This is a genomic window from Neolewinella antarctica, from assembly GCF_011927835.1.
GTDB classification, from domain to species: domain Bacteria; phylum Bacteroidota; class Bacteroidia; order Chitinophagales; family Saprospiraceae; genus Neolewinella; species Neolewinella antarctica.
Window position 1 is genome coordinate 173,928 of sequence record NZ_JAATJH010000003.1, and the last position, 21,664, is coordinate 195,591.

Consider the following 21,664-nt stretch of genomic DNA (forward strand, 5'->3'; position numbering starts at 1 on the left):
GATAAACTATCAACTAATCTTGCTAGCGGGGCTCCATTATTAATGCAGTGAGGCAACAATGCCCACGTCAGGTTAAAACCAGACCAGTAAATCTATGTTTTACTTCTATTCTTTTTAACTAATCTGTGCTTATTTCTGGAAGCAATTAAATCAAGAAAGTTAATTGATCAGTGCACTCAGATATCGTCGATGTAATAATTGTCCTGATTGAAGCGCCGGAATTGAGGTGCTGATCGAGCCGATTGGATGCCTGCATCCCGACTTAGTCGGGACGGTGGTTTTCAGGATAGGAAGAGCAGTGCCGCAGGACCAAGCTGCACCGCGAAGCAGCAACGTAGTTAAATCGGTCAGTTATTGGATTGGCGGTTCTAAGTGATTGTTGCACAAACTTGTGGTCATATCGACGGCCATAGTTGAAATGTAATCCGTAAAATAGCATCAATCTCACTAAGCAACTGCACGCTAGGGGCTCTAATAATTCTTGCTTACCCTTGCAATCATTGCATCTTGAAGTGCAACTTAGGTGATTTGTTTTCGACGTGTACCTACCCCCAGGAGATTAGCCGCAAGAAACAAGCAAAACTAGTTCTTCGTGATAACTTCTCTTGTCCTCATAATCACTTCGTCGAAAAAGGGGTGCCTCCTTTCTTGCATTTCCTTAATTCCCCGGTTGTAGGCGTGAATGCAAAGCACCAAGCGGCGGCGCCATTCGTCGTAGGACATGTCATCGATAAAATCCCACAGTGCGGCGGGGGCGTCAAATTGTGAAGCATCGACGAATGAATTCTCCGGGAATGCCTCGTAAATAGAACTACCCTGACCGTAATAAATCGGTAGGCAGCCGGCTCGGATGGCTTGCCAAATCTTTTCGGTCACGTAGTATGGCCAGAGGTTATTCTCCATGGCTACGTTGAAGTTATACTCCCGCATGAACTCGATCTTTCGCGTCCACCAGTGTACTTTGGCCTTGCCACTGTACCCAGATTCTTCGACGACCGTTCCCGCTGGCCAATCTTTACCCGCTATGTCACAACTGCCCCTTTCCCGGCCAGTAGTGGCTACTTCCTGGCGGTAAAGATTGAGGTCGACGTTTTTACCCGCAACGAGGTAGGTACCGTTCGGCACGGTTTTCTTTGCGAACACAGCTACCGCTGTTTTCCTCTTCGCGTGGCTCGTTCTGTCCACGATAATCGACTCACTAAGTAACTCCGCTTTCGTTAAACCAAGGTCCTGGGTCTCCAAGTAATGATAGCTACCCAAAAAATGGTAGTTGTGCCAGAATACATTACCGGTGAATACATTAAGGACGATGATATTATTGCCCCAGGTGCCTTTGACTAACAACGTAGAAGTGTTGTCGTAAGCGGGCTCGTTTGTCCACACCACCAATCGCTTCAGGGGAAAACCCACCGCAGCTTTTTTGGCTAGCTTCAGCGTTCTAAAGAACAACACGTCGGCGGCCAGTACGGAGGATTTATGCCAACCCAGTCTTGCTAGTTTTTCGGCACACTGTTCATCTGAGAAGGGAGCGTAAATGGAGCCTATACAGGCGTATTTGAGAGAACTATTCATAATGATGGATGAAGGTACGTAGCGCGCAATTAGCTAAGTGGCTAAAGCTTGGCTAGTGAATGGTTCGGATTGATGGGGTAACCGTTTCTAGCAAAGGTTAAGCAAACGATAGTCTCCGACGGGTTGGCTACCATTATTGACTACGATCTACGCATAAACCGGCCGATTAGCGAAGCTAATTTAATCGTAATCCTTTTCCGTCGCGCTAAGCCCGGCGGATACACCTGAATGGGATGCTGGGTCGTCTTCCAGAAAATTTTGTCGGTGGTGGTTGGTACGGAGCCTTGCGTGAGGCACTGCCGCAAGTACTGCTTGTTCCACGGCTTCCCCTTTCCCGCGGCGTGGGACATCACGTACCCGACCCGGCCAAAGTCCATTGCCCCTTTCTCCATCACGGTGGTATCCGGATGAATATCCTTGGTAATGTTGACGGCGTCCTGGTCGGTGAAGTGAAACATGTTCCAGCGGTCGGCGATACCGATGGTGCTGGAGTTGCCCGTATCCAACTTCATTTTTTCCTGGATGAGACACCAGGTTTTGAGAAATTCTATTTGGTCCTTCTTTACGCCGACGAAGCCTCCGTTAACGTAAATGTCATCTTTGGCGTCCAGGGAAATACCAAAGCCCGAGTAGTATTTTTTCCACTTCAACCGCAACGGGTGGTTTCGGGGGATGGGGGAGTTCATGTCCTCACACATAGCCACGCCCAAATCCATCCAGCTAAGTATGTTTACCCAAGCCGTTTTGAGTACGATGTCGGGATCAAAATAGCTGAGGTACGCGGCTTCGGGGCAATAATTCTCCCAGAGGTCCAGCATGAAGTCCGGCTTGATGTTCGTCAGGTGCTCTTCGGTCGTTAGTCTGATGAAGTGTAGCTGGATGGTCGGATTGACCGTATAAACGCTGTGCTTGTCGGTCTGGGTAACTCGGGCATTCGACCAGTCCGGCAGCTCACCCCGGTACCCTGCGTAGACGTCTCCTTCAAAACCACATTTTGCTAAAGAGTTGACGAATACGGCGAGTCCTAAATGATAAGTTTTCTCGAAAAGTGTGCAAATGACACCATTCGATTTGCTTGCTGGAATCATTAACGGTGTTGAGTTCTGTACGTAATCATTTCAATCGTTTAGCGTAGCTACCCGTCCAACTATTATCGCTTGGCGCGGCAAAGGTAACAAGAATACTAGCTAGCTGTTTTGGCGCGGGCAGTCACAACGGCTAGTTTTAGGTGTAGCGCGGACGGACCTGGGTTTAGCAAAATTTTGTGAGTGTTCAACCCTAGCGTTCACGCTGCTACGTCCAGTTAGTAACCGTTCCTACCCCCCCCCCCGCAAACGAATGTGCTGACGCAGCGGGATAATTTTAGTGTAACTATGGCAACGGATAGGGAGTAGTGGGCGCTGTCGCGGGTGCAGGGTCATGGGTGGAAGAATTAGCAAACTTTACCTGGTTAGGAGATTGTGCACCCGACCGACACGGTGCTTTTCCACTTAAAAGAAGGACGATTTGTCGCACTCCCGGAAGAATAACACACCAAACCTATTTACTTCTAAGTACTGCCGGCCATAAATGATCCACCATTTCTCATCCTCAAAACCGCGAGTAGGTGCACCGCCGCGTGGTTAGGACTTGTGTTGCTTACGCTTATCCGAAGAGTATATTTCCGTAGCGATTTGCTGAAAGGTCCGGTAAAGTTCGTCGCATTCCTCGCTAATGATCACCTCCCCAATTTTGTTAGACGATGTAGTAGGCTTGATAATATCAGCCCGGGCCTGCAGTAGCGCTGCTGCATCAATGCCGGTTACTTCAGAAAGTCGCGCCGTCCAGGCCGTTTCCCGCGCGTCCACAATCTGTTCGTAGAACAATACACAGCCGCCGTACAGGTGGAGGTTGAGCAAATGCGTGCGGTAGGTGTCTAGATAAATAGAGGAAAGGTCGCTGGCCACCCCGCCACCCTTGCTGATCGAGCTGAGCGCGAAGTCGTTAAACTTCCGGATGACCACGATTAGGTTGAGGTCGTTTCCCGTACGCTTAACGTGCACGGGCAGGTACTCCGATAGTGGTGGGTACTTGATGTAATCCACTTGTTCCAACAGCGTACGTAGGTTCGCTTCGATCGTATTGTGCTCCCTGCGGGCTAGCCGGTCCGAGATGGCCGCTACCGACCTGGCGCGCTTCAAGTGCTTGTAGTTGTCGAGCATTAACTGGTGCTCGTAATCGCCGGACCCACGAAACCATTCCCGATTTCTGGGAAAACCAAAGTTAGCCCCGGCGTTTGCCAGCACCGCGCAGAGTAGGGTAGTGCCGGTTCTTTTAGCGCCAGCAATCAGATATTTCATGCAGTAATTTACTTTAAGTGGAGCTTCTCGGGCACCAGCGAATGAACCATAAGTCAAGGTTCCAATAAGTCCGGGGCTTCAGTAGGACATAAACAAATGTCTGTGAGCGCGCAATCCTTCGACTTCCACTTCATATTCAGACACAAAAATAAGGATAAACATCTGGTCGAGTATTCCCGGCACGGATGGTGTTCGGCCTCAGGTCCCCCATACAAACCTCTGACTCGAGACTGACCGAGCTTGACTGCCGCTGCAGTTGCACTTAGTGTACCGAGGCACACCCCTACGACTAACGTGAAAGTGTAGGCTGATGAGGCACGCTGGAAGTTTTTCCGTGCGACGAAAAGTAAATGGTAGCCTATCCATTGCTAAAATGCCACGGTAGGAACGATCCGTCGCGAACACAGTATTCGTAAGCGATGTCTTAAAGTTCTTACCTTTAGGGCTTGCGCTGGCGCTTAAATTTGTCAAGCAACTCGACTAACGGTATAGGTTGGTTTCAGGGTATAACTGCCTTGTAATTGATGGCCAGTTCGGGTGAACTTGACCACGTGATGGGGCGATTATGACTCATTTAACCTTTGGTATCGAATGCTAAGTGGACTTCGTCTGCGCCAAATTATGCGTTTTTCCTGAAGGACATACACCCTTTATTCAATTCCACAAGATGTTCTCATCCTACTTTCCCGATTTCATTGGCATTGGTGGCCACCGCTGTGGCTCCACTTGGCTCTGGGAGCAGCTTCGGCAACATCCGGATGTACACATGGCGCCGGTAAAAGAGGTACACTACTTTGACCGTAAACTCAATGAACGGTTAGTTGGCCCGCTGCTGCGAAGTGTTCCCTTATTAAGCAAAGCCGCCTACTCTCATTATTTTTGGGGACGCTCGACGGCGGAAACGATCGGAGAGATCACGCCAGCCTACGGCATAATGCCGCTGGAAGACGTCAAAATGGTCGCCCGCTGGATGCCCGACGTTAAGATTATTTTTTCCGTGCGTAACCCCGTCCCCCGCACCTGGTCCCACGCCAGAAAGGACTTCACTACACTGTACGGCAGACCGCTGGAAGATGCTTCGGAAAAAGAGATTATCGCCATGTTAGAATTGCCGGCGGTGGTCGAGCGATCCAGCTACGTCAAGATTCTGAAGAAGTGGCAAGCGGTCTTTCCCGAGGATCGCATCAAGTGCATGGCCTACGAACAGATCGTCACCGAGCCGGAAGCGCTACTGCACGGCATCCAAGATTTTATCGGCGTTGCTCACTTCACCCCCCCTAACCTGACGAGAAGGGTCAACGCCCGCGCGCAAAAACCCATCCCGCCAGCGATCGAGGCTTATTTGCGGGACCATTTTCTGGGCCAACGGGAGGAGCTGGAGTCCTTGAGCGGTCTAAAATTAGACTGGGAGTAAAAGGCTTGATACTGCCGCACGTTACTAATCAAGGATACCGCTACCGTGCCTAATTAGTGGCGTGGATGTCGTGAGCTACCGCCCCCTAATTATCCTACGCTTCGTGTGCTTTTGCGTACAAAAATCCTCAAACGTGCTTGGTCTAACGTAGTGAGGCCTTACCAGTGAAAAGCGTGGATTACGTCTACAGACAAGCGTTCAGAGCTCCCGCTAGCTCGCGCCCGTAAACCTCCCAGGGCCTGCGACCCGCTCGCTCGATGGCTGCGCGACCGGCTTTTTCAACCGTGGCCGGGTTTGCAATCAACTCCCGAATTTGCTGCTCCAGGGCCGCTGCCGAACCGGCGGGAATAAGGAATCCATCCCTCCCGTGGGTAATCAGGTCCGGGCCCGCCGTTCTGTCCGTCGTGATTACGGGTGTGCCCTGAGACATGGCCTCGGTGATGACCAAACCAAACCCCTCAAAATGGGAAGGAAACAAGAAAACGTCGTGCTCACGCATCAGCCGGAGAATGTCCCCGTGGGGTAGGCTCGGGATATAGCGATGCTTGGTCAGTGCTTCGTCGAGCGCCGTGCAAGTTACTCCGGCTGGTTTTGCTCCGACGACCGTAAGTTCAACTTCTTTTCCCAGGGCGGCAACGGCCTCAAACATCTCCGCAATTCCCTTTCGTTGGGAGAGGCCACCGACGAATAGTAGCCGTAGGGGCCGGTTTAAAATGGTATCGTACACCCTATTGGTGGTGGGAATAGGAAACCCGTAAGGGATGACCTCCACTGGGGGCAATTCTCCCGGGTAATCCAACAGCGTAGTTTTGGTAAAGGAACTCGCCACGAAGATGCGGTCGGCTCGCCTGATCTCTTCGTCCTTACGGGCTAGCTTCGCTTCCGAATCCTTCATACCGGCGATTGTCTCCGCCCACTCCGGGCGCTCCTCCACTACTTCCCGTAATAACCTGCGCGCCGCGCGCCAGTAGCCAATTGGCAAATCGTACAGGCATTTCATATTTAGCTTAGCACCGGCCTTGAATGTCTCCAGTGCTCCATCTTCGTAGGCGTACACGGCTTGCGGCTCTTCCTTGGTGAGTGACGCCGCAACGTGACGATCTAGGTCGTGGTAGATCGCATCGACACTTAACCTTCCGTGTTCGTGGGTGACTAAGTTATTCAGGTTTCCCTTTTTTGCGGCGACACGGGCCAACTCCTTCCACGGTCTGATGTGCGTTAGCTTTTCTAGTTCCGGGGGGTAGGCCCGGCGCTTAAATTCACTTAGGGGGCCAAACCGACTTATGGTATCGAAGGTGTTGCCCGGGTACGTGGCAATGGTGGTATAGAAACTCTGTAACAGATTCGCATCATTAATGCCCTCCAGGGCGGCTCGTACGTTTGCGTTACCGGTGGGGTGGCTAAAAAGAATCATGTGGGAGGTTAAATAAATCGAAAGGAAAGGCAAACCTACTAAGAAAATGGCACCGGGTTGTACATTGCCGTTGTACCTAAATGATAACCGCCCGATTTTTCGGTAAACATTATTCAGGAACTTACCCGTACGAATGTTCTTGAACAATGCTGCTGAACTTCTCAGGTTGAACCACAAATGTCACGGAAAACTTGCAGGGCAGTGACTATTTGTAGACTTTTGTGGGCCCTTTATGGTCTTTAGCGTCGAGCTAGATTAACATATTTCCGTAGATTACACACTATCTCGACCTCGTGTTAATTGATTCGTCACTTAGTCGCACGAGCCGAAGTCATGAAAATTAATTATTCTCTCTCCGTTAATCATATTTGGCCTTAGACCCCGGTAGGGAAAACGTCGAAAGTGGTTCACCAGCTTTATTTAAGAAAATGCAGAAGATAGCACTCATCACCGGAATTACCGGTCAGGACGGTACCTACCTCGCCGAATTACTACTGAACAAAGGATACGAGGTCCACGGCATCAAGCGCCGATCTTCCCTATTCAACACCGACCGGATCGACCACCTGTACCAGGACCCCCACGTTTCTGATCGCAAGTTCGTCCTCCACTACGGTGACCTGACCGACTCCACCAACATGGTGAGAATCGTGCAGGAGGTGCAACCCGACGAAATTTATAACCTCGGCGCCATGAGCCACGTCAAGGTAAGTTTCGACATGCCCGAGTACGTAGCCGACGCTGATGGCATTGGCGCCCTCAGAATACTGGAAGCAATTCGCTTGCTGGGGCTAACCAAAAAAACTAAATTCTACCAGGCATCTACGTCCGAGCTTTACGGGCTCGTACAGGAGGTGCCCCAATCCGAAACTACCCCGTTCTACCCCCGCTCCCCGTACGCAGTAGCCAAAATGTACGCCTACTGGATTACGGTCAATTACCGCGAAGCCTACGGTATGTACGCCTGCAACGGTATTCTTTTCAACCACGAAAGCCCACTGCGGGGAGAAACTTTCGTAACCCGCAAGATTACCCGGGCCGTGGCCAAAATCTCCATGGGTCTTCAGGATATGGTCTACTTAGGTAACCTCGACGCCCAGCGCGACTGGGGCCACGCCAAGGACTACGTAGAAGGCATGTGGCGTATGCTACAGCAGGACGAGCCCGAAGATTTCGTGCTGGCCACCGGCAAAACCACCCGCGTAAGGGACTTCGTTAAGATGAGCTTTCGTGAAGTGGGCGTAGAGCTTGCTTTCGAAGGAGAGGGTGCAGCGGAGGTTGGTAAGATTGCCTCCGTCAAAAACGACGATTTTCCCCTTCCCGTTGGCGCTACGGTCGTTGCGGTAGACGAGCGTTATTTCCGCCCCACGGAGGTAGAGTTGTTGCTCGGCGACCCCAGTAAAGCATTCGAAAAAATGGGTTGGAAACACGAATACGACTTATCGACCATGTGCGCCGAAATGGTGCAGGCGGACATCGAGCTCTTCCGCCGCGACCAGGTTCTCAAGCGGGAAGGCTTCGCCGTCAAGGCGCAGCACGAATAGCTGGCTTAGGATATCATACCTTAGTTCAGCACTCAATTCGACAACTACGAACGCTCTGTAGTTAACCCTTTTTCTACGTAGGCAAGTTGCCTACCCCCCAAGATCATCTTTATGGCCGATAGTACACGTAAAACCGCCCTGATAACCGGCGCCGCTGGCTTCTTGGGTTCTCACCTTTCCGATCGCTTCATTGCCGAAGGCATTCGGGTGATCGGTATGGACAACCTCATCACGGGGGATATCGAGAACATCGCGCACTTGATGCCACGGGAAGATTTCTCCTTTTACCACCACGACGTTAGTCAGTTCGTGCACGTGCCCGGTAACCTAGATTACATACTACATTTCGCTAGCCCCGCTAGCCCGATCGACTACCTCAAGATGCCCATTCAGACCCTCAAGGTCGGTAGCTTAGGGACCCACAATCTGCTCGGTCTCGCCAAGGCCAAGAACGCACGCATGCTTATCGCCTCCACCAGTGAAGTTTACGGCGACCCCCTCGTTCACCCCCAGACGGAAGACTACTGGGGCAACGTCAACCCCATCGGCCCACGGGGCGTGTACGATGAGGCGAAGCGCTTTCAGGAAGCAATGACGATGGCTTACCACACCTACCACGGCCTGGAAACTAGGATCGTACGTATTTTCAACACCTATGGTCCACGAATGCGCATCAACGACGGACGTGTTTTGCCGGCATTCATTAGCCAGGCTATCCGTGGCGAAGGCTTAACGGTCTTTGGTGACGGCTCTCAGACGCGGTCGTTCTGCTACGTCGACGACCTAGTGGACGGCATCTATCGTTTGTTGATGAGCGACTATTCCCAACCGGTAAACATCGGAAATACGGCCGAAATCACGATGACGGATTTTGCCAAAGAAATACTCGCGCTCGTAGGTAATGAAAAGGCGTACCTCGACCAGCGCCCCTTGCCAACCGACGACCCCAAGGTTCGCCAGCCAGACATCACCCTGGCGAAGAAAATACTGGGGTGGGAACCAAAAGTTTCCCGCGAGGAGGGCTTACGTCGGACGCTTCCTTACTTCCTCGAGGCCGTAAACAAATCATAAAACCGTTAAGTGTCCCCCCGAGGGCACCCCGCTTGATGTTACGTTGCTAATGGCCGGAAGGAGCATCACGGTCGTGCGTCTAACCCATGAACATTGCACCCGCGATCGCGCCAAAAACTGTCATTTCTCAACCAAAGAACCTACAAAAACTTACACTATGAACATCGCAGTAGTTGGAACCGGCTACGTCGGCCTCGTTTCCGGAACGTGCTTCGCCGAAACCGGAAATAACGTCATGTGTGTCGACATCGACGCCAACAAGATCGATCAATTGCGTGCCGGCAAGGTACCCATTTACGAGCCCGATCTTGAAATTCTCTTCGAGCGAAACCAGCGTCAGGGTCGCCTTAAATTCACGACCGATCTTCAGGAAGCCGTCGATATGGCTGAAGTCATTTTTCTGGCGCTGCCCACCCCCCCGGGTGAAGATGGCCAGGCTGACCTAAAGTATATTCTTGGCGTAGCGAAGGACCTTTCGAAAATGGTCACCAAATACACGGTGATCGTCGACAAGAGTACCGTCCCGGTTGGTACGGCCGAAAAAGTAAACGCCGCTTTGCTGGAGCACCTCGACGGAAGTCTGTTCGACGTTGTTTCCAACCCCGAATTCCTGCGCGAAGGCGTAGCCGTAAACGATTTCCTCAAGCCCGACCGGGTAGTGATTGGGACGGACACCGAACGGGCTGAAAAAGTGATGCGGCGCCTCTACGAGCCTTTCGTGCGTTCTGGCAACCCCATTATTTTTATGGACTTGCGTTCAGCTGAAATGACCAAATACGCGGCCAACTCCTACCTCGCAACCCGTATCACGTTCATGAACGAGGTCGCTAATCTTTGCGAGCAGGTGGGCGCGGACGTAGATGCCGTGCGTAAGGGTATGGGCAGTGATACTCGGATCGGCAAACGCTTCCTGTTTCCCGGAGTCGGGTACGGTGGCAGCTGCTTCCCGAAAGACGTGCAGGCCCTGGCACATACGTCTAACCAGTACGACTACGAATTTAAGATTCTCAATGCCGTCATGGACGTCAACACGCGGCAGCGGTTCCGGATCGCCGATAAGCTACAAGAAGCTTACGGAGACGATCTTAAGAATAAGACGATCGCCATGTGGGGCTTGGCCTTTAAGCCCAATACGGACGACATCCGCGAAGCACCCGCGCTCTATACCATCGATCGCCTCATTGAAGCCGGCGCGACGATCCGTGCCTTCGACCCCGAAGCGATGGACAACGTTAAGGCCGTTTACGGAGACAAAGTTATTTTCTGCGAAGACCAGTACGAAGCCCTAAAGGGCGCGGACTGCCTGGCCATCATGACCGAGTGGAGCATGTTCCGCACGCCGGATTTCAATTACATGAGCAGCTTGCTCAACGAGCCGGTCGTGTTTGACGGGCGTAACCTGTACGACGTCGAGCGCATGAAGGAAGCCGGCTTTAAATACAACAGCATCGGTCGGGAGGCCATCAGCTAACTGATTGCCATGAACAACAATGATAAAGTATACGTAGCCGGCCACCGTGGAATGGTCGGGTCCGCCATCGTTCGCAACTTAAACGCACGGGGAATCACCAACATCGTGACCCGGACGAGCCGGGAGCTCGACTTGCGTAACCAGCAGGCCGTCAACGATTTTTTCGCTAAGGAAAAACCGAATTACGTTTTCCTGGCGGCAGCCAAGGTCGGCGGCATCCTGGCGAATAACATCTACCGGGGTGAATTCCTCTACGATAACCTGATGATCGAGGCAAACGTGATCGAGGCGGCCCGCGTCCACGACGTCACGAAACTTCAGTTTCTTGGCTCGTCGTGCATTTACCCCAAGTTGGCCGAACAACCGATGATGGAGGACGCCCTGCTGACGGGGCCGTTGGAACCAACCAACGAACCCTACGCGATCGCCAAGATCACCGGTATTAAACTGTGTGACGCCTACCGGAGTCAGTACGGATGTGACTTCATCTCCGTGATGCCGACCAACTTGTACGGTCCGAACGATAACTACGACTTGGAGTCCAGCCACGTATTACCGGCGTTGGTCCGGAAATTCCACGAAGCCAAGAAGAATGGCGGAAAAGAAGTAGTCATGTGGGGTACGGGGTCTCCGAAACGGGAGTTCCTCCACGCTGATGATTTGGCCGATGCTTGCGTGTTTCTGATGGAAACATTCAGCGATTTCGGCTTCGTCAACATTGGGACGGGCACTGACGTGAGCATTCTCGAACTGGCGCAAACGATCAAGGAAGTTGTCGGATACGAAGGGGAAATCACGCACGACCTCACCAAACCCGACGGGACGCCACGGAAGTTGATGAACGTCGACAAGCTCAAGAGCATGGGCTGGGCACACACCACTGAACTGCGCACTGGAATCAATAAAGTTTATGGAGCGTTAAATACCCAGCCCTGGTATTAATCACTAGGCGTTGGTTTACGGAGCGATCCGCTACCTACCGGAGCGACTGTTTATGGTGCCCAGAGCATTTATATAAAGTATTGTAACGCAGATTTTTTCGAAGACTATTCGACTGACACTTGACTTTATGCTGGTAGCTACGTCGAAAGACCAAACAACATTGAGCTTACGAGGTGATGTACGCAGACCTTTTGTACCGATTTAAAGCATGGCCAGATTGTTAGTTGTCCGCTATTATGCCTGGTCGCCGGATGGTATTCGTCCTGGATCAAGTAGTGATTGATGGTGGTTTTTGCCAGACAACTTAGCCAGCGCTTTGCGAAAGCACACTGGTAGCGCTCGCCAGTAGGCATTTTTTTAGCTTTAGATAACGATGGACACAACACCGCAGCCCCGCAAAACAACCTCGTCGAGCGTGCCTCAGATACAGAGTTACCAGCGGCGTCTGCGCCGCTCACCCCACCGATACGATTTGATCGTTACTGATTTCTTATTGATCAACGTGGGCTTCTACATTGCCGCGAAGATCGTCTACCCCAGTATAGACGTCCCCGACGTAGGGTTTCGGCAACTAGAACTTGTCGTGTTCGTCAACGTGATTTGGGCCGCCCTGGGGTTTTACTACGAAGCTTACCGTTGGTACGAAAAAATTCGGATGGAGGTGCAGCTCCGGCGCCTGCTGGAAATGTTTCTCTTCCACGCTGCTTTGTTCACCTTGTTCTACTACTACGTCCTGGGGGACCCACCAACGACGCTGTTCATCACGCTTGCCTATTCGCTATCCATCATGCTGGTGGCCGTCGGGCGGATCTACCGACGCACCCGGGAGACGGGCGATTCCGGGCGGTTTCGGTACGTGATCGTCGGTGGGCGCCCCCCTCAGTTCTCGGCGCTCTTTACCGCATTTGATTATTCTTTTCAGGGAAACGCGCGGCTGGTCGGTCGTTTTGGTAAAACGACGTACAAGAACGTTACCAACATCGGTAAGTACGTCGACCTCATACCTTTTCTCAAGGGTCAGCCCGATATCGATAAGTTGATATTATTCTACTCGGACCTTTCGGTAGAGGAGGGAAGAGAAATTATGCGTCTTTGCCAAAATCAGTACATCGACGTTGAGATCGCACCTCGCCAAACCACCATTTTTCCCAGGGGATATAAGGCGCAACGGCACGGTGAAATGGTCATCTTCACCATCAAGGAGGAGCCGCTCGTCATGCTGCGTAACAAAGTCGTCAAGCGCACCTTCGATATTGTCTTCAGCGGTATGGTCCTTATCTTCTTGTATCCGATCATGTACGTCGTGATCGGCATCCTTATCAAACTCGAAAGTAAGGGGCCGGTTATTTTCGAGCAGGAGCGGACCGGTTATCGGAATGGCGTTTTTATGGTCAAGAAGTTCCGCAGCATGGGCGTTAATGCCGCCAGTGATACCCGGCAGGCGACCAAGGGGGACATGCGGGTGACCAGAATCGGGGCCTTTCTCCGGAGAACGAGCCTCGATGAATTCCCCCAGTTCATCAATGTTTTTAAGGGGCAGATGTCGGTCGTCGGACCACGCCCCCACATGGTGGCGCACACGCAGCAGTACGCGGAGCTGATCAGGCCCTACTTGATTCGCCATAAGGTCAAACCGGGTGTAACGGGCTGGGCCCAGGTGAACGGCTTTCGGGGCCCTACCGAAGAATTGTGGAAAATGGAAAAGCGCGTGGAACACGACGTGTGGTACTTGGAAAACTGGAGCCTATTGCTCGACATTCGCTGTATCTACAATACGATAGTCAACATCGCCGAGGGGGAGGAAGAAGGCGCTTTATAAAAGTAGAGATGCCCCGAACGGAAAAGTCATCCGGAGATGCTCCCGATTGCTCGTCGTACAAACCCTGCCTTATCCAGGCTAACCAGTATCTTTCCCGATAGCTATTAGGACGCCTTCAGTCAACTTGCACCCCGAAAAGATACCCCACCAACGCCGTCAGTCCCATCGCCATTGTCCCCCAGAACGTGATGCGCAAAATCGGGCGCCAAATAGAGGTGCCACCGGTTACCGCCGCCAAGTAGCCCAGGAGCGCCAGGGCCGCCAGCCCGAAAAAGTAGTGGCCCGGCACCAACCAGCTAAATGGCAGGAAAAGCGATACTAACACCGGTAAAGTGCCGCCCGCCAGAAACGCCGCCCCCGAAGCGAGTGCGGCCTGCAGCGGCTTCGCCTCCGTCAATTCACTGATGCCCAACTCGTCGCGCGCGTGGGCCAGCAGCGCGTCGTGTGCCGTCATTTGGCGGGCGACTTCTAGCGCCGTATCCGTCCGCAGTCCCCGCCCGACGTAGACGGCGGCCAATTCCCGCAATTCTTCTTCCGGTGTTTCGTCCAGTTCTTGCTGCTCCCGCTTCAAGTCCGCTTTTTCGATGTCCGACTGCGAACTCACCGAGACGTACTCTCCCGCCGCCATTGAAAGGGCACCCGCCACCAGGGCCGCCACTGAAGCCAGCACGACTGGGTCGCGCGTAGTACTTGCCGCCGCTACGCCAATGGCGACGCTGGCCGTAGACAGGATGCCGTCATTGGCGCCGAGCACGGCCGCGCGCAACCAGGCGCTGCGATTTTGGTAGTGGGGTTCTTCGGTTTGCATGGCGTAAAGTTAATCCCGCACCAACTTTACGCCCAGGCTACCGTGGAAAGCCGCGAAGCCGTTGTCCCGCCCGTAGGAACTCAGGTCCACCTCGATGCTTTTTAGGCCGAAACCCAGTAACCGCGTACCCGTCAGCACGTCTGTGTAGGACAGTCCCATGGTGTACTGGTTGGCGTTGAAGTCGGACAGGTCGTAGTCCGATGTGTAGTACTGACTAGTGGATAAATGGGCGTCGTAGGGTGCGAAGTAGTCCGTGGCCGTCTGCGTGTAGAAGCGATAGGCGGGCCGGAGGGTAAGTTTAGTCCCTAGCTTGATGGGTACCTCGACGTTCAGCGTGTGTGAAATATTCCCCCAGTCATCGGTGAAGTAACGGTAGAACGTTCGCACGACGAAGTGCTCGCTCAGGTAAGCGTGAAGCCGGCCGCCGATGGCGTATTTCGTGCGGGTGTCCGGTAAGCGCTCGATGTCGTCCGCCAGGGCGAAATCTTCGATGAAGCTGTTCTCTACGTCCGCAAAGTAGACGCGCTGAAAGGGCGTGGAAAGAAGGCCGTTTTGTTGAACAAAGTCGAACGATAACATACCCTGTAGTGTGCGAGAGAGCAACTGAGAGAAGTTCGCGCCAACATTGTAACTCTGGCGACCGGTCCCTTCCAACGGGGTGAAGTTCGGTGCGTAATTGGCGTTACCGGTCACTTCGTACCGGTCAAAGAGGGAAGCATTGAGCCCGGCCCCGTCGCCGAAAAACGGCCGTAGTTCGCTGGGGTAAATGGCGCTCCAACCATCGATGTAAGCGCTCGCCTTCAGGGTCAGCTCGGTGTTTTTTTCGTTGAAGAGTTTCGTATAGCCGCCACCAAAACCCACCGACGTATAATCGTATTCGGTCGAGCCGGAGAAGAAGGCGGACCAAACGGTGTTGCGGTCGTCGGCGCTCTTGGTGTACGTCACCGCAACGTTCTTCCAGGCGTCACTCTGCGAAGCGCCCGAGCTGGCCTGAAACGGGTCCGCGCGCCCACTGCCGTCGAAAGGATTCACGTTGCTGGAACTGGCCGATGAATAGGCGGAAATGCCCACGCTGGCCGTAAGCACGGCGTCCTCGTTGAGGGGGACGGCCACGATCACGGTCGGGTGGAGGTCCGTCAGTTCTTCGGTGCCCGTGCCGCCGGTCACCGCCGCGAAGTCACCGCTTTGCTGGTAGTAGCTGGTCAGGATTTGGAGTTCGGTATTCTCGAGTACCCGCTTTTTGTAAGTGAGCGAGTTGTCTTCGTTTTGTGCGCGGACGCAGATGCAAAGCAGGACGGTAAAAGCAAGGAAAATGTAGCGCACGAAACAGATTTTACGTAAAGCATCAGATAAATTAGTCACCCCAAAACGGGTAAGCCGAGTTCACACCAGCTTTATGCTGGGCTAGTTACACCCACATCCACCGCCGGTCTGCCCCCCGTTCGCCCCCGAGGCTCCTTCCCGGTAACTTTGAAAGGTATTCTGCTGCCCCTCCGCCCCGGAAGGCGAGAGGGCCATATCCGGGTCGTTCAGGTTCACCCGCTCGTAACCCTTGACGGCAACGCAGGAAGAGGTCAGGCCGAGAAACAAGCCACAGATCAGGAATCCGGAAAGTAATCGCTTTTTCATCAGTTGCTCGTTTGTACGTCCAGCCCCGCGGAGGAATGGACTTTGTTGGCTTCGTCGACGATGACTACGTCGACGCCGGGTAGTTGATTAATAAAATCGAGGGCCGTTTCCGTCCCCATCACGAAAACAGACGTGGCGAGCGCATCAGCCAGTTCCGCCCGTGGGGCAAAAACCGTCGCGCTAACGATCCCCGTACTGGGGTAACCCGTGCGCGGGTCAATGATGTGGGCGTAGCGGACACCGTCGAACCGCACGAACTTCTCGTAGTTCCCGGAAGTAACGACCGCACGGCCGTCCACCGGTAACCAGGCGAATGCTTTTTCTTTGTTGAGCGGATTAGTGATGGCCACCCGCCAGTCTTCCCCACTCGGTTGTTTTCCCCAGGCAGTTAAGTCTCCGGAGGCATTGATGATGCCGGCCGGCACACCGCGACTTTCCAGCAACGTCCGCGCCCGATCCGCCGCGTATCCCTTACCGATAGCGCCAAAACCGATTTTCATGCCGGTTTCCGGCAAGTAGACCGTAGATTGCTCGCGGTCGAGAACGATCTTTTGCCAGCCCACTTTTGCCACCGAGGCGGCGATGCTTTCCGGGCTCGGCTTGGCGGTCATCGATCCGTCGAACTGCCACACGCGGTCCAGGGAAGCGTAGGAAATGTCGAAAGCCCCGTCGGTTAGTTTGGAAAGGCTAATGGACCGCTCGATGAGGTCAAACAGCTCGGCGTCCACCACGACCGGTGCAACGCCCGCCGCCCGATTGATGGCCGAGGTCTGCGAGTTGGGGTTCCAACTGGAAATAAGCCGTTCGATACGGGTAATCTCCGCCACCGCTTCCGCCAAAAACCCTGCACCCGCGTCCGCGCCCTCTGCCACCACGGTCAGGTCGAAACGGCAGCCCATGAGCTTATCCGTACGGTGGAAACTGGCGGATTGCGCGATTAGGTGAAATGGGAGCAGAATCAGTGGAATGATCAGAGAGATAAACCTCATCGACCGAAGCTTTTCAGTAAACCGAGGTACTCCGTAGCGGGCACGTCCTTGTAGCCGGTCTGGCCGAGTACCTTGCCCGTTGGCGAGAGGATAACGACCAGGGGGAAGGAGCCGACCGTGTTGTACCGCTCGGCGAGTTGCGCGTTTTTGTCGCTTATTTCTTGCGGGAGTTGATTTGCCTTGCGGCGGGGGAAATCAGCCTTGTAAAAGACAAAGTCCTTACCGGCTGCATCCGCAAAACCCTCCGCCGACCAGATCTCCCGGTCCAACCGCATGCAGGGCGCGCACCAGTCCGAGCCGGCAAAAACGAGGACGATGTTCTTACCGTTTTTGACCGCGAGCGTTTCTGCCTCTGCAAAACTTTTGGTCCAGGTCTGCGCGCTAAGTGGCAGGGCTAACAGGCAGGCGAAAAAAGCGAATACGATAATTTTCATTAGTGATCAATGTTGTATCACACAGAACGCTTTCGGAAGAATATTAGCTACTTATCAAGCTTTATTTATTTGATAATTTTCAAAAATGCAGCAGCCCGACAATTTCGAAGTGGTTCACTATCTCCCCAGACCCCAGACCCCAGACCCCAGACCCCAGACCCCAGACCACCTCTACCGCCTAACCTCCGCCCCCAATTGCTTCACCAAACTCCCCTCAATGCTCCGCATAGTCTTATCTACTTCCTTCTCCGAAAGTGTCTTATCGTCACTTTCTAGTTGAAAACTAACCGCGTAGCTTTTCTTGTCCGCGCCGAGCTGGTCGTCGTTCTCGTAGACGTCGAAGAGATTGACGTCGGTTAGGATCTTCTTCTCTGCCTTCCGCGCTACCTTTTCTATCTCGGCGAACTTAACGGATTTGTTGACGATCAGCGCCAAATCGCGCCGTAGCGAGGGGTACTTACCCGGCGTCTTCACCCGTACTGGTTTTTTCGGTAGGACTTTCAGAATGCTGTCCCAGTTCAAATCGGCAAAGTACACGGCGCTTTTGACCTGCCGCTTCGTTAGTTGCTTGGCGTGCACGAGGCCAAAGTCCGCCAGCACCATTGGGCCTTTGTGGTAACGCAAGCCGAATTGGAAATCCGCTGAGTCCACTTCGGACGTCCGGTAGTTGTCTACGCCGAAGCGCTGGAGGACGAGTTCCACGGCAGCCTTTATGGTATAGAAGCCAGCTTCGTTATCCCCTTTTGCGCCGACGTGCCAGCTCTCCGCTTGCTTGCGCCCGGTTAGCGTCAGGGTGAGGTGGTTGACTTCCCGGTAGGGCGTTTTAGCCTCCCGGTCGAGGTGGTAGGTGCGGCCGAATTCAAAGAGGCGTAAATCCTGCTGTTGCCGGTTGTGGTTGTGGGCTACGGCTTCCAGGGCGCTCTGCAGCATCCCCGGCCGCATGACGTCGAGGTGGACGTTGGACGTGTTGTTGATGTAAACGACGCCCGGGAGTTGGCCTTCTTCGCCTTCCTCCCGGTAGTGGCGGCTCTCGTCGAGGGAAAGGGCCATCATTTCGTGGAAGCCGTTGGCGACGAGCAAGTCGCCGGTGAGTTCGCGAATGTAGTTCGGGTCCGGGTTCGGGGCTACGATCATGGCCGTCGTGATCTCTTGCGGGGTGGGCACGTTGTCGAAACCGTAGATGCGCAAGATTTCTTCGATCACGTCGATTTCCCGCGTGACGTCGGTCTTGTTGGTGGGTACGGAAACCGCGATGGCATTGTCGTCAAGCGGCGTGACGGTCATGTCCATGCTTTCGAGAATACTTTGCACCTGCGCCCGCGCCAAATCGGCCCCGATGACGTCGCGCACTTTTTGATCGCGCACCTTGATCACCAGCGGCTTTACCGGGGTGGGGTAGTGGTCGAATAACTTGCTCGTTACCTTGCCCCCGGCGAGTTCTTTGAGCAGAAGCGCCCCACGCTTAAGGGCGTACACGGTCACGTTCGGGTCGCTGCCTTTTTCGAAAACGCGGGCCGCGTCCGTGCGCAGGGTGTGGCGCATGCTGCTGCGGCGGGTGGTGCCGGCTTCGAAGTGGGCGGCCTCCAGAAAAATGCGCGTGGTGGCGTCGGTAACGCCAGAATTAGCACCGCCGAAGACCCCGGCGATACACATGGGGGCGTGGTTGCCGTCGCAGATCATCAAGTCGTCATCACTCAGGGACCGTTCCATTCCATCGAGGGACAGGAATTTAGTGCCCTCCGGAAGTTTTTCAACGTTGATCTCGCCACCGGCGATTTTGTCAAGGTCGAAGGCGTGGAGGGGTTGGCCGAGTTCGTGCAGCACGTAGTTGGTTACGTCGACTACGTTGTTGATCGGCCGAACGCCGATGGCCAGCAGCCGCTGTCGGAGCCAGTCGGGGCTGGGGGCAACGGTCAGGTTCTCGATGGTCAGGCCGGCGTAGCGGGGGGCTTGCGTTGGGTCTTGAACACTGACGGGTACGGCGGTGGCGGTGCCTTCCCGGAAGCTACTAACGTCGGGCCGCTTCACGTGCACAGGCTTGTCGTGCAGCACGTTGAGTGCAGCGGCCAAATCGAACGCGACACCGAGGTGGTTGGTCGCGTCAGAGCGGTTGGGCGTCAGGCCGATGTCGTAGACGTGGTCTTCTTCAAGGTTGTAAACCTCTTTGGCGGGCGTACCGGGTTGGTACTTTTTTTCAAGGACGATAATACCGTCGTGGCTCGCGCCGAGGCCGATCTCGTCTTCGGCACAAATCATGCCTTCCGATACTTCACCACGAATCTTACCCTTTTTGATCTTAAAAGGCTCACCTGCCGTGGGGTGTAACTCCGCCCCGACGGTTGCGACAATTACGTACTGCCCCTTAGCTACGTTTGGTGCGCCGCAGACGATGGTGACCTGTTCCTCGCGTCCGATGTCCACCTTAGTGAGGCTTAACCGATCTGCACCGGGGTGCTTGCCGCACTCCACTACGTGGCCGACGACCAGCCCGGCCAGGCCGCCGGGGACGGATTCTATTTTCTCCATGCCTTCAACTTCCAGGCCCGTCCCGGTTAGGATCTGGCCGACGGCTGCGGGGTCCAGGTCGATAGCGAGGTACTGACGGAGCCAGTTGAGGGAAACTTTCATAGGGTGTAAGCTAAATGGTGGCCAAAGGTATGTAATTGGGCGGGAGTTGGGGGCGTGCCGTCAGTTGGTAGCCGGCACTCGTGAAATTGGCGAGACGGGGGTGTATTGCTGTGCGGCGGTTTTCTCAAATCCACGAACTATTTATGGTCTTTTTGTGACACAAGGTTTAAAACCCGAACACGGCGCCCGCCGCACCGTTTTGTGATACGGTGCGCATCACCAATCGGTGTAGCGCTACCGGGTCTTTCTTTCATCCACTATTTAAAATTCTACTATGAATCTATCTCAACGCTTTGAGCTTTGGCTCGACCGCCTCGGCGATGCCGTCCCCAACATCGTCGCTGCCCTGCTGATCCTTATTATCGGCTACTTCATCGCTAAGCTGCTGCAAAGTATCGTCCTGAAGCTCCTCAGCAAAACTGGGCTGGACAATCGCATCGCTGCTTCCACTACGGGTACCGTAAGACCGGAACGCGCGTTGGCCAAACTGGTGTACTACGTCGTCATGGTCATCGTACTACTGGCCGCCCTGGACGTGCTCGGCTTCGACAGCGTAATGGCACCGCTGAACAACATGGTAAACAGCTTCGTAGGCTTCATCCCCAACATTGTCGGTGCTCTACTGATCGGTTTTATCGGTTACGTGCTGGCCAAGATTGCCTCGGGCTTGGTGGGCATGGCCGCCGGGTTCTTTGAAGGCATCAGCCACAAAGCCGGCCTTAGCGAAGAAATCAACCTGACGAGTATCGTTAAGAATGTCGTATTCATTCTCGTGTTTATTCCTCTCTTAATTGCCGCCCTCGACGCCCTGCGCCTCGACGCGATTACCCAACCGGCCAACGAAATGTTGGGAAGCTTCCTGGAAGCCATCCCGCGCATTTTTGCCGCCGCACTCATCATCGGCTTGTTTTACATTGGTGGTAAGTTCATCACCGGGCTACTGGAGAACCTTCTCCGTAGCATGGGTACGGATAACCTGGCAAACCGCTTAGAGATCAGTGGCGTCATCGGTCACGGTACCTCCCTGAGTAAGTTGCTCGCTAACGTCGCTTTTTTCTTCCTGATGTTTATTGGCATCATCACTGGCGTCGAGCGGCTCGGTTTCGAACGGCTCAACTACGTGTTGGCGGAGATCTTTGAAGTGACGGGGCAGATCGCTTTCGGGCTCGTCATCCTTGCGCTCGGTAACTACCTGGCCAACATCGCTTACCGCACGATGAGCGCTGGGCGGACGGAAACGTTTATTGCCTCCATTTCTCGCGTCGTGATCCTTGGCCTTTTTCTCGCCATTGCGCTGCGGACGATGGGCATTGCGGACGACATCGTTAATCTGGCCTTCGGCCTTACCCTCGGTGCCGTTGCGGTTGCCGTTGCGCTTTCCTTTGGACTCGGTGGTCGGGAAGCAGCCGGTGAACAGATGAAACGCATCCTCGACAAGTTCAATAAGGACAAAGCAACGACGGATAGTGCTGACCCCACTAAACCGTCACGGCCTACTCCGCCTACACCACCCGTGCCGCCAGTCATTGAGCGGTAATCGACTTGGTCTGACTAGCTTAAGGTAGCAGCGAAGTTCATGGGTATCCTAAC

General features: G+C 54.0%; 17 protein-coding genes. 7 read left to right on the plus strand and 10 right to left on the minus strand.

Going from position 1 to position 21,664, the window contains the following annotated elements:
- Positions 1 to 582: 582 nt before the first annotated feature.
- The 3 genes from GGR27_RS19820 to GGR27_RS10620 all read right to left on the minus strand — a co-directional run bounded on the left by GGR27_RS19820 (position 583) and on the right by GGR27_RS10620 (position 3,911).
- Positions 583 to 1,572 carry a glycosyltransferase family 10 domain-containing protein gene (locus tag GGR27_RS19820; protein WP_209037919.1) on the minus strand — a complete coding sequence of 330 codons (990 nt, stop codon included), beginning with the start codon at positions 1,570 to 1,572 and terminating at the stop codon, positions 583 to 585.
- A 140-nt stretch (positions 1,573 to 1,712) separates the two neighbouring features.
- Positions 1,713 to 2,660 (minus strand): hypothetical protein, encoded by a 948-nt coding sequence (locus GGR27_RS10615; protein WP_168037425.1) that lies wholly within the window; start codon positions 2,658 to 2,660, stop codon positions 1,713 to 1,715.
- A gap of 534 nt (positions 2,661 to 3,194) precedes the next feature.
- Positions 3,195 to 3,911: a hypothetical protein gene (locus GGR27_RS10620; protein ID WP_168037426.1), complete on the minus strand. Its 717-nt coding sequence runs from the start codon at positions 3,909 to 3,911 to the stop codon at positions 3,195 to 3,197.
- Positions 3,912 to 4,578: 667 nt separating this feature from the next.
- Between GGR27_RS10620 and GGR27_RS10625 the strand changes: the two genes are divergently transcribed.
- Positions 4,579 to 5,325 (plus strand): sulfotransferase family protein, encoded by a 747-nt coding sequence (locus tag GGR27_RS10625; protein WP_168037427.1) that lies wholly within the window; start codon positions 4,579 to 4,581, stop codon positions 5,323 to 5,325.
- Positions 5,326 to 5,509: 184 nt separating this feature from the next.
- On the opposite strand, the gene GGR27_RS10630 is transcribed toward GGR27_RS10625, so the two are convergent.
- Positions 5,510 to 6,739: a glycosyltransferase family 4 protein gene (locus GGR27_RS10630; RefSeq protein WP_168037428.1), complete on the minus strand. Its 1,230-nt coding sequence runs from the start codon at positions 6,737 to 6,739 to the stop codon at positions 5,510 to 5,512.
- A gap of 428 nt (positions 6,740 to 7,167) precedes the next feature.
- Between GGR27_RS10630 and gmd the strand changes: the two genes are divergently transcribed.
- The 5 genes from gmd (at position 7,168) to GGR27_RS10655 (ending at position 13,586) form a co-directional block, all read left to right on the plus strand.
- Positions 7,168 to 8,283, plus strand: coding sequence for a GDP-mannose 4,6-dehydratase (gene gmd, locus GGR27_RS10635; protein WP_168037429.1), 1,116 nt, complete (start codon positions 7,168 to 7,170; stop codon positions 8,281 to 8,283).
- Positions 8,284 to 8,394: 111 nt separating this feature from the next.
- Entirely contained in the window at positions 8,395 to 9,354 is a 960-nt protein-coding gene (locus GGR27_RS10640; RefSeq protein WP_168037430.1) for a UDP-glucuronic acid decarboxylase family protein, read from the plus strand.
- Between the two features lie 157 nt (positions 9,355 to 9,511).
- The gene (locus GGR27_RS10645; protein WP_168037431.1) at positions 9,512 to 10,825 is read left to right on the plus strand and encodes a UDP-glucose dehydrogenase family protein; all 1,314 of its coding nucleotides are present in this window, start codon (positions 9,512 to 9,514) and stop codon (positions 10,823 to 10,825) included.
- 9 nt (positions 10,826 to 10,834) lie between these two features.
- Positions 10,835 to 11,767 (plus strand): GDP-L-fucose synthase, encoded by a 933-nt coding sequence (fcl, locus tag GGR27_RS10650; protein WP_168037432.1) that lies wholly within the window; start codon positions 10,835 to 10,837, stop codon positions 11,765 to 11,767.
- Between the two features lie 415 nt (positions 11,768 to 12,182).
- The gene (locus tag GGR27_RS10655; protein ID WP_168037433.1) at positions 12,183 to 13,586 is read left to right on the plus strand and encodes an exopolysaccharide biosynthesis polyprenyl glycosylphosphotransferase; all 1,404 of its coding nucleotides are present in this window, start codon (positions 12,183 to 12,185) and stop codon (positions 13,584 to 13,586) included.
- A 115-nt stretch (positions 13,587 to 13,701) separates the two neighbouring features.
- Here GGR27_RS10655 and GGR27_RS10660 read toward each other — a convergent pair whose 3' ends face one another.
- The 6 genes from GGR27_RS10660 to pheT all read right to left on the minus strand — a co-directional run bounded on the left by GGR27_RS10660 (position 13,702) and on the right by pheT (position 20,074).
- The gene (locus tag GGR27_RS10660) at positions 13,702 to 14,394 is read right to left on the minus strand and encodes a VIT1/CCC1 transporter family protein (protein WP_168037434.1); all 693 of its coding nucleotides are present in this window, start codon (positions 14,392 to 14,394) and stop codon (positions 13,702 to 13,704) included.
- Between the two features lie 9 nt (positions 14,395 to 14,403).
- Positions 14,404 to 15,717, minus strand: coding sequence for a DUF3570 domain-containing protein (locus tag GGR27_RS10665; protein WP_168037435.1), 1,314 nt, complete (start codon positions 15,715 to 15,717; stop codon positions 14,404 to 14,406).
- A gap of 81 nt (positions 15,718 to 15,798) precedes the next feature.
- Positions 15,799 to 16,023, minus strand: coding sequence for a DUF4266 domain-containing protein (locus GGR27_RS10670; RefSeq protein ID WP_168037436.1), 225 nt, complete (start codon positions 16,021 to 16,023; stop codon positions 15,799 to 15,801).
- Positions 16,023 to 17,012, minus strand: a complete 990-nt coding sequence (locus tag GGR27_RS10675; protein WP_168037437.1) for an FAD:protein FMN transferase — start codon at positions 17,010 to 17,012, stop codon at positions 16,023 to 16,025. Before GGR27_RS10675 ends, GGR27_RS10670 begins: the two co-directional genes overlap by 1 nt.
- Positions 17,009 to 17,446 (minus strand): thioredoxin family protein, encoded by a 438-nt coding sequence (locus GGR27_RS10680; protein WP_168037438.1) that lies wholly within the window; start codon positions 17,444 to 17,446, stop codon positions 17,009 to 17,011. The genes GGR27_RS10675 and GGR27_RS10680 overlap by 4 nt, the downstream gene beginning before the upstream one ends.
- Positions 17,447 to 17,617: 171 nt before the next feature.
- A complete protein-coding gene (gene pheT / locus GGR27_RS10685) occupies positions 17,618 to 20,074 on the minus strand; it encodes a phenylalanine--tRNA ligase subunit beta (RefSeq protein WP_168037439.1) in 2,457 nt (818 codons plus the stop codon).
- Positions 20,075 to 20,348: 274 nt separating this feature from the next.
- On the opposite strand from pheT, the gene GGR27_RS10690 reads away from it, so the two are divergent.
- Positions 20,349 to 21,611, plus strand: coding sequence for a mechanosensitive ion channel (locus GGR27_RS10690; protein ID WP_168037440.1), 1,263 nt, complete (start codon positions 20,349 to 20,351; stop codon positions 21,609 to 21,611).
- Positions 21,612 to 21,664 lie beyond the last annotated feature (53 nt).

Excerpts from the sequence above, each read along its gene's own strand:
- GGR27_RS10675 (WP_168037437.1), bottom strand. The coding sequence starts at position 17,012 with ATGAGGTTTATCTCTCTGATCATTCCACTGATTCTGCTCCCATTTCAC.
- GGR27_RS10615 (WP_168037425.1), bottom strand. The coding sequence starts at position 2,660 with ATGATTCCAGCAAGCAAATCGAATGGTGTCATTTGCACACTTTTCGAG.
- gmd (WP_168037429.1), top strand. The coding sequence starts at position 7,168 with ATGCAGAAGATAGCACTCATCACCGGAATTACCGGTCAGGACGGTACC.
- GGR27_RS10645 (WP_168037431.1), top strand. The coding sequence starts at position 9,512 with ATGAACATCGCAGTAGTTGGAACCGGCTACGTCGGCCTCGTTTCCGGA.
- fcl (WP_168037432.1), top strand. The coding sequence starts at position 10,835 with ATGAACAACAATGATAAAGTATACGTAGCCGGCCACCGTGGAATGGTC.
- pheT (WP_168037439.1), bottom strand. The coding sequence starts at position 20,074 with ATGAAAGTTTCCCTCAACTGGCTCCGTCAGTACCTCGCTATCGACCTG.
- GGR27_RS10670 (WP_168037436.1), bottom strand. The coding sequence starts at position 16,023 with ATGAAAAAGCGATTACTTTCCGGATTCCTGATCTGTGGCTTGTTTCTC.
- GGR27_RS10640 (WP_168037430.1), top strand. The coding sequence starts at position 8,395 with ATGGCCGATAGTACACGTAAAACCGCCCTGATAACCGGCGCCGCTGGC.
- GGR27_RS10620 (WP_168037426.1), bottom strand. The coding sequence starts at position 3,911 with ATGAAATATCTGATTGCTGGCGCTAAAAGAACCGGCACTACCCTACTC.
- GGR27_RS10660 (WP_168037434.1), bottom strand. The coding sequence starts at position 14,394 with ATGCAAACCGAAGAACCCCACTACCAAAATCGCAGCGCCTGGTTGCGC.
- GGR27_RS10690 (WP_168037440.1), top strand. The coding sequence starts at position 20,349 with ATGAATCTATCTCAACGCTTTGAGCTTTGGCTCGACCGCCTCGGCGAT.
- GGR27_RS10630 (WP_168037428.1), bottom strand. The coding sequence starts at position 6,739 with ATGATTCTTTTTAGCCACCCCACCGGTAACGCAAACGTACGAGCCGCC.
- GGR27_RS10625 (WP_168037427.1), top strand. The coding sequence starts at position 4,579 with ATGTTCTCATCCTACTTTCCCGATTTCATTGGCATTGGTGGCCACCGC.
- GGR27_RS10680 (WP_168037438.1), bottom strand. The coding sequence starts at position 17,446 with ATGAAAATTATCGTATTCGCTTTTTTCGCCTGCCTGTTAGCCCTGCCA.
- GGR27_RS19820 (WP_209037919.1), bottom strand. The coding sequence starts at position 1,572 with ATGAATAGTTCTCTCAAATACGCCTGTATAGGCTCCATTTACGCTCCC.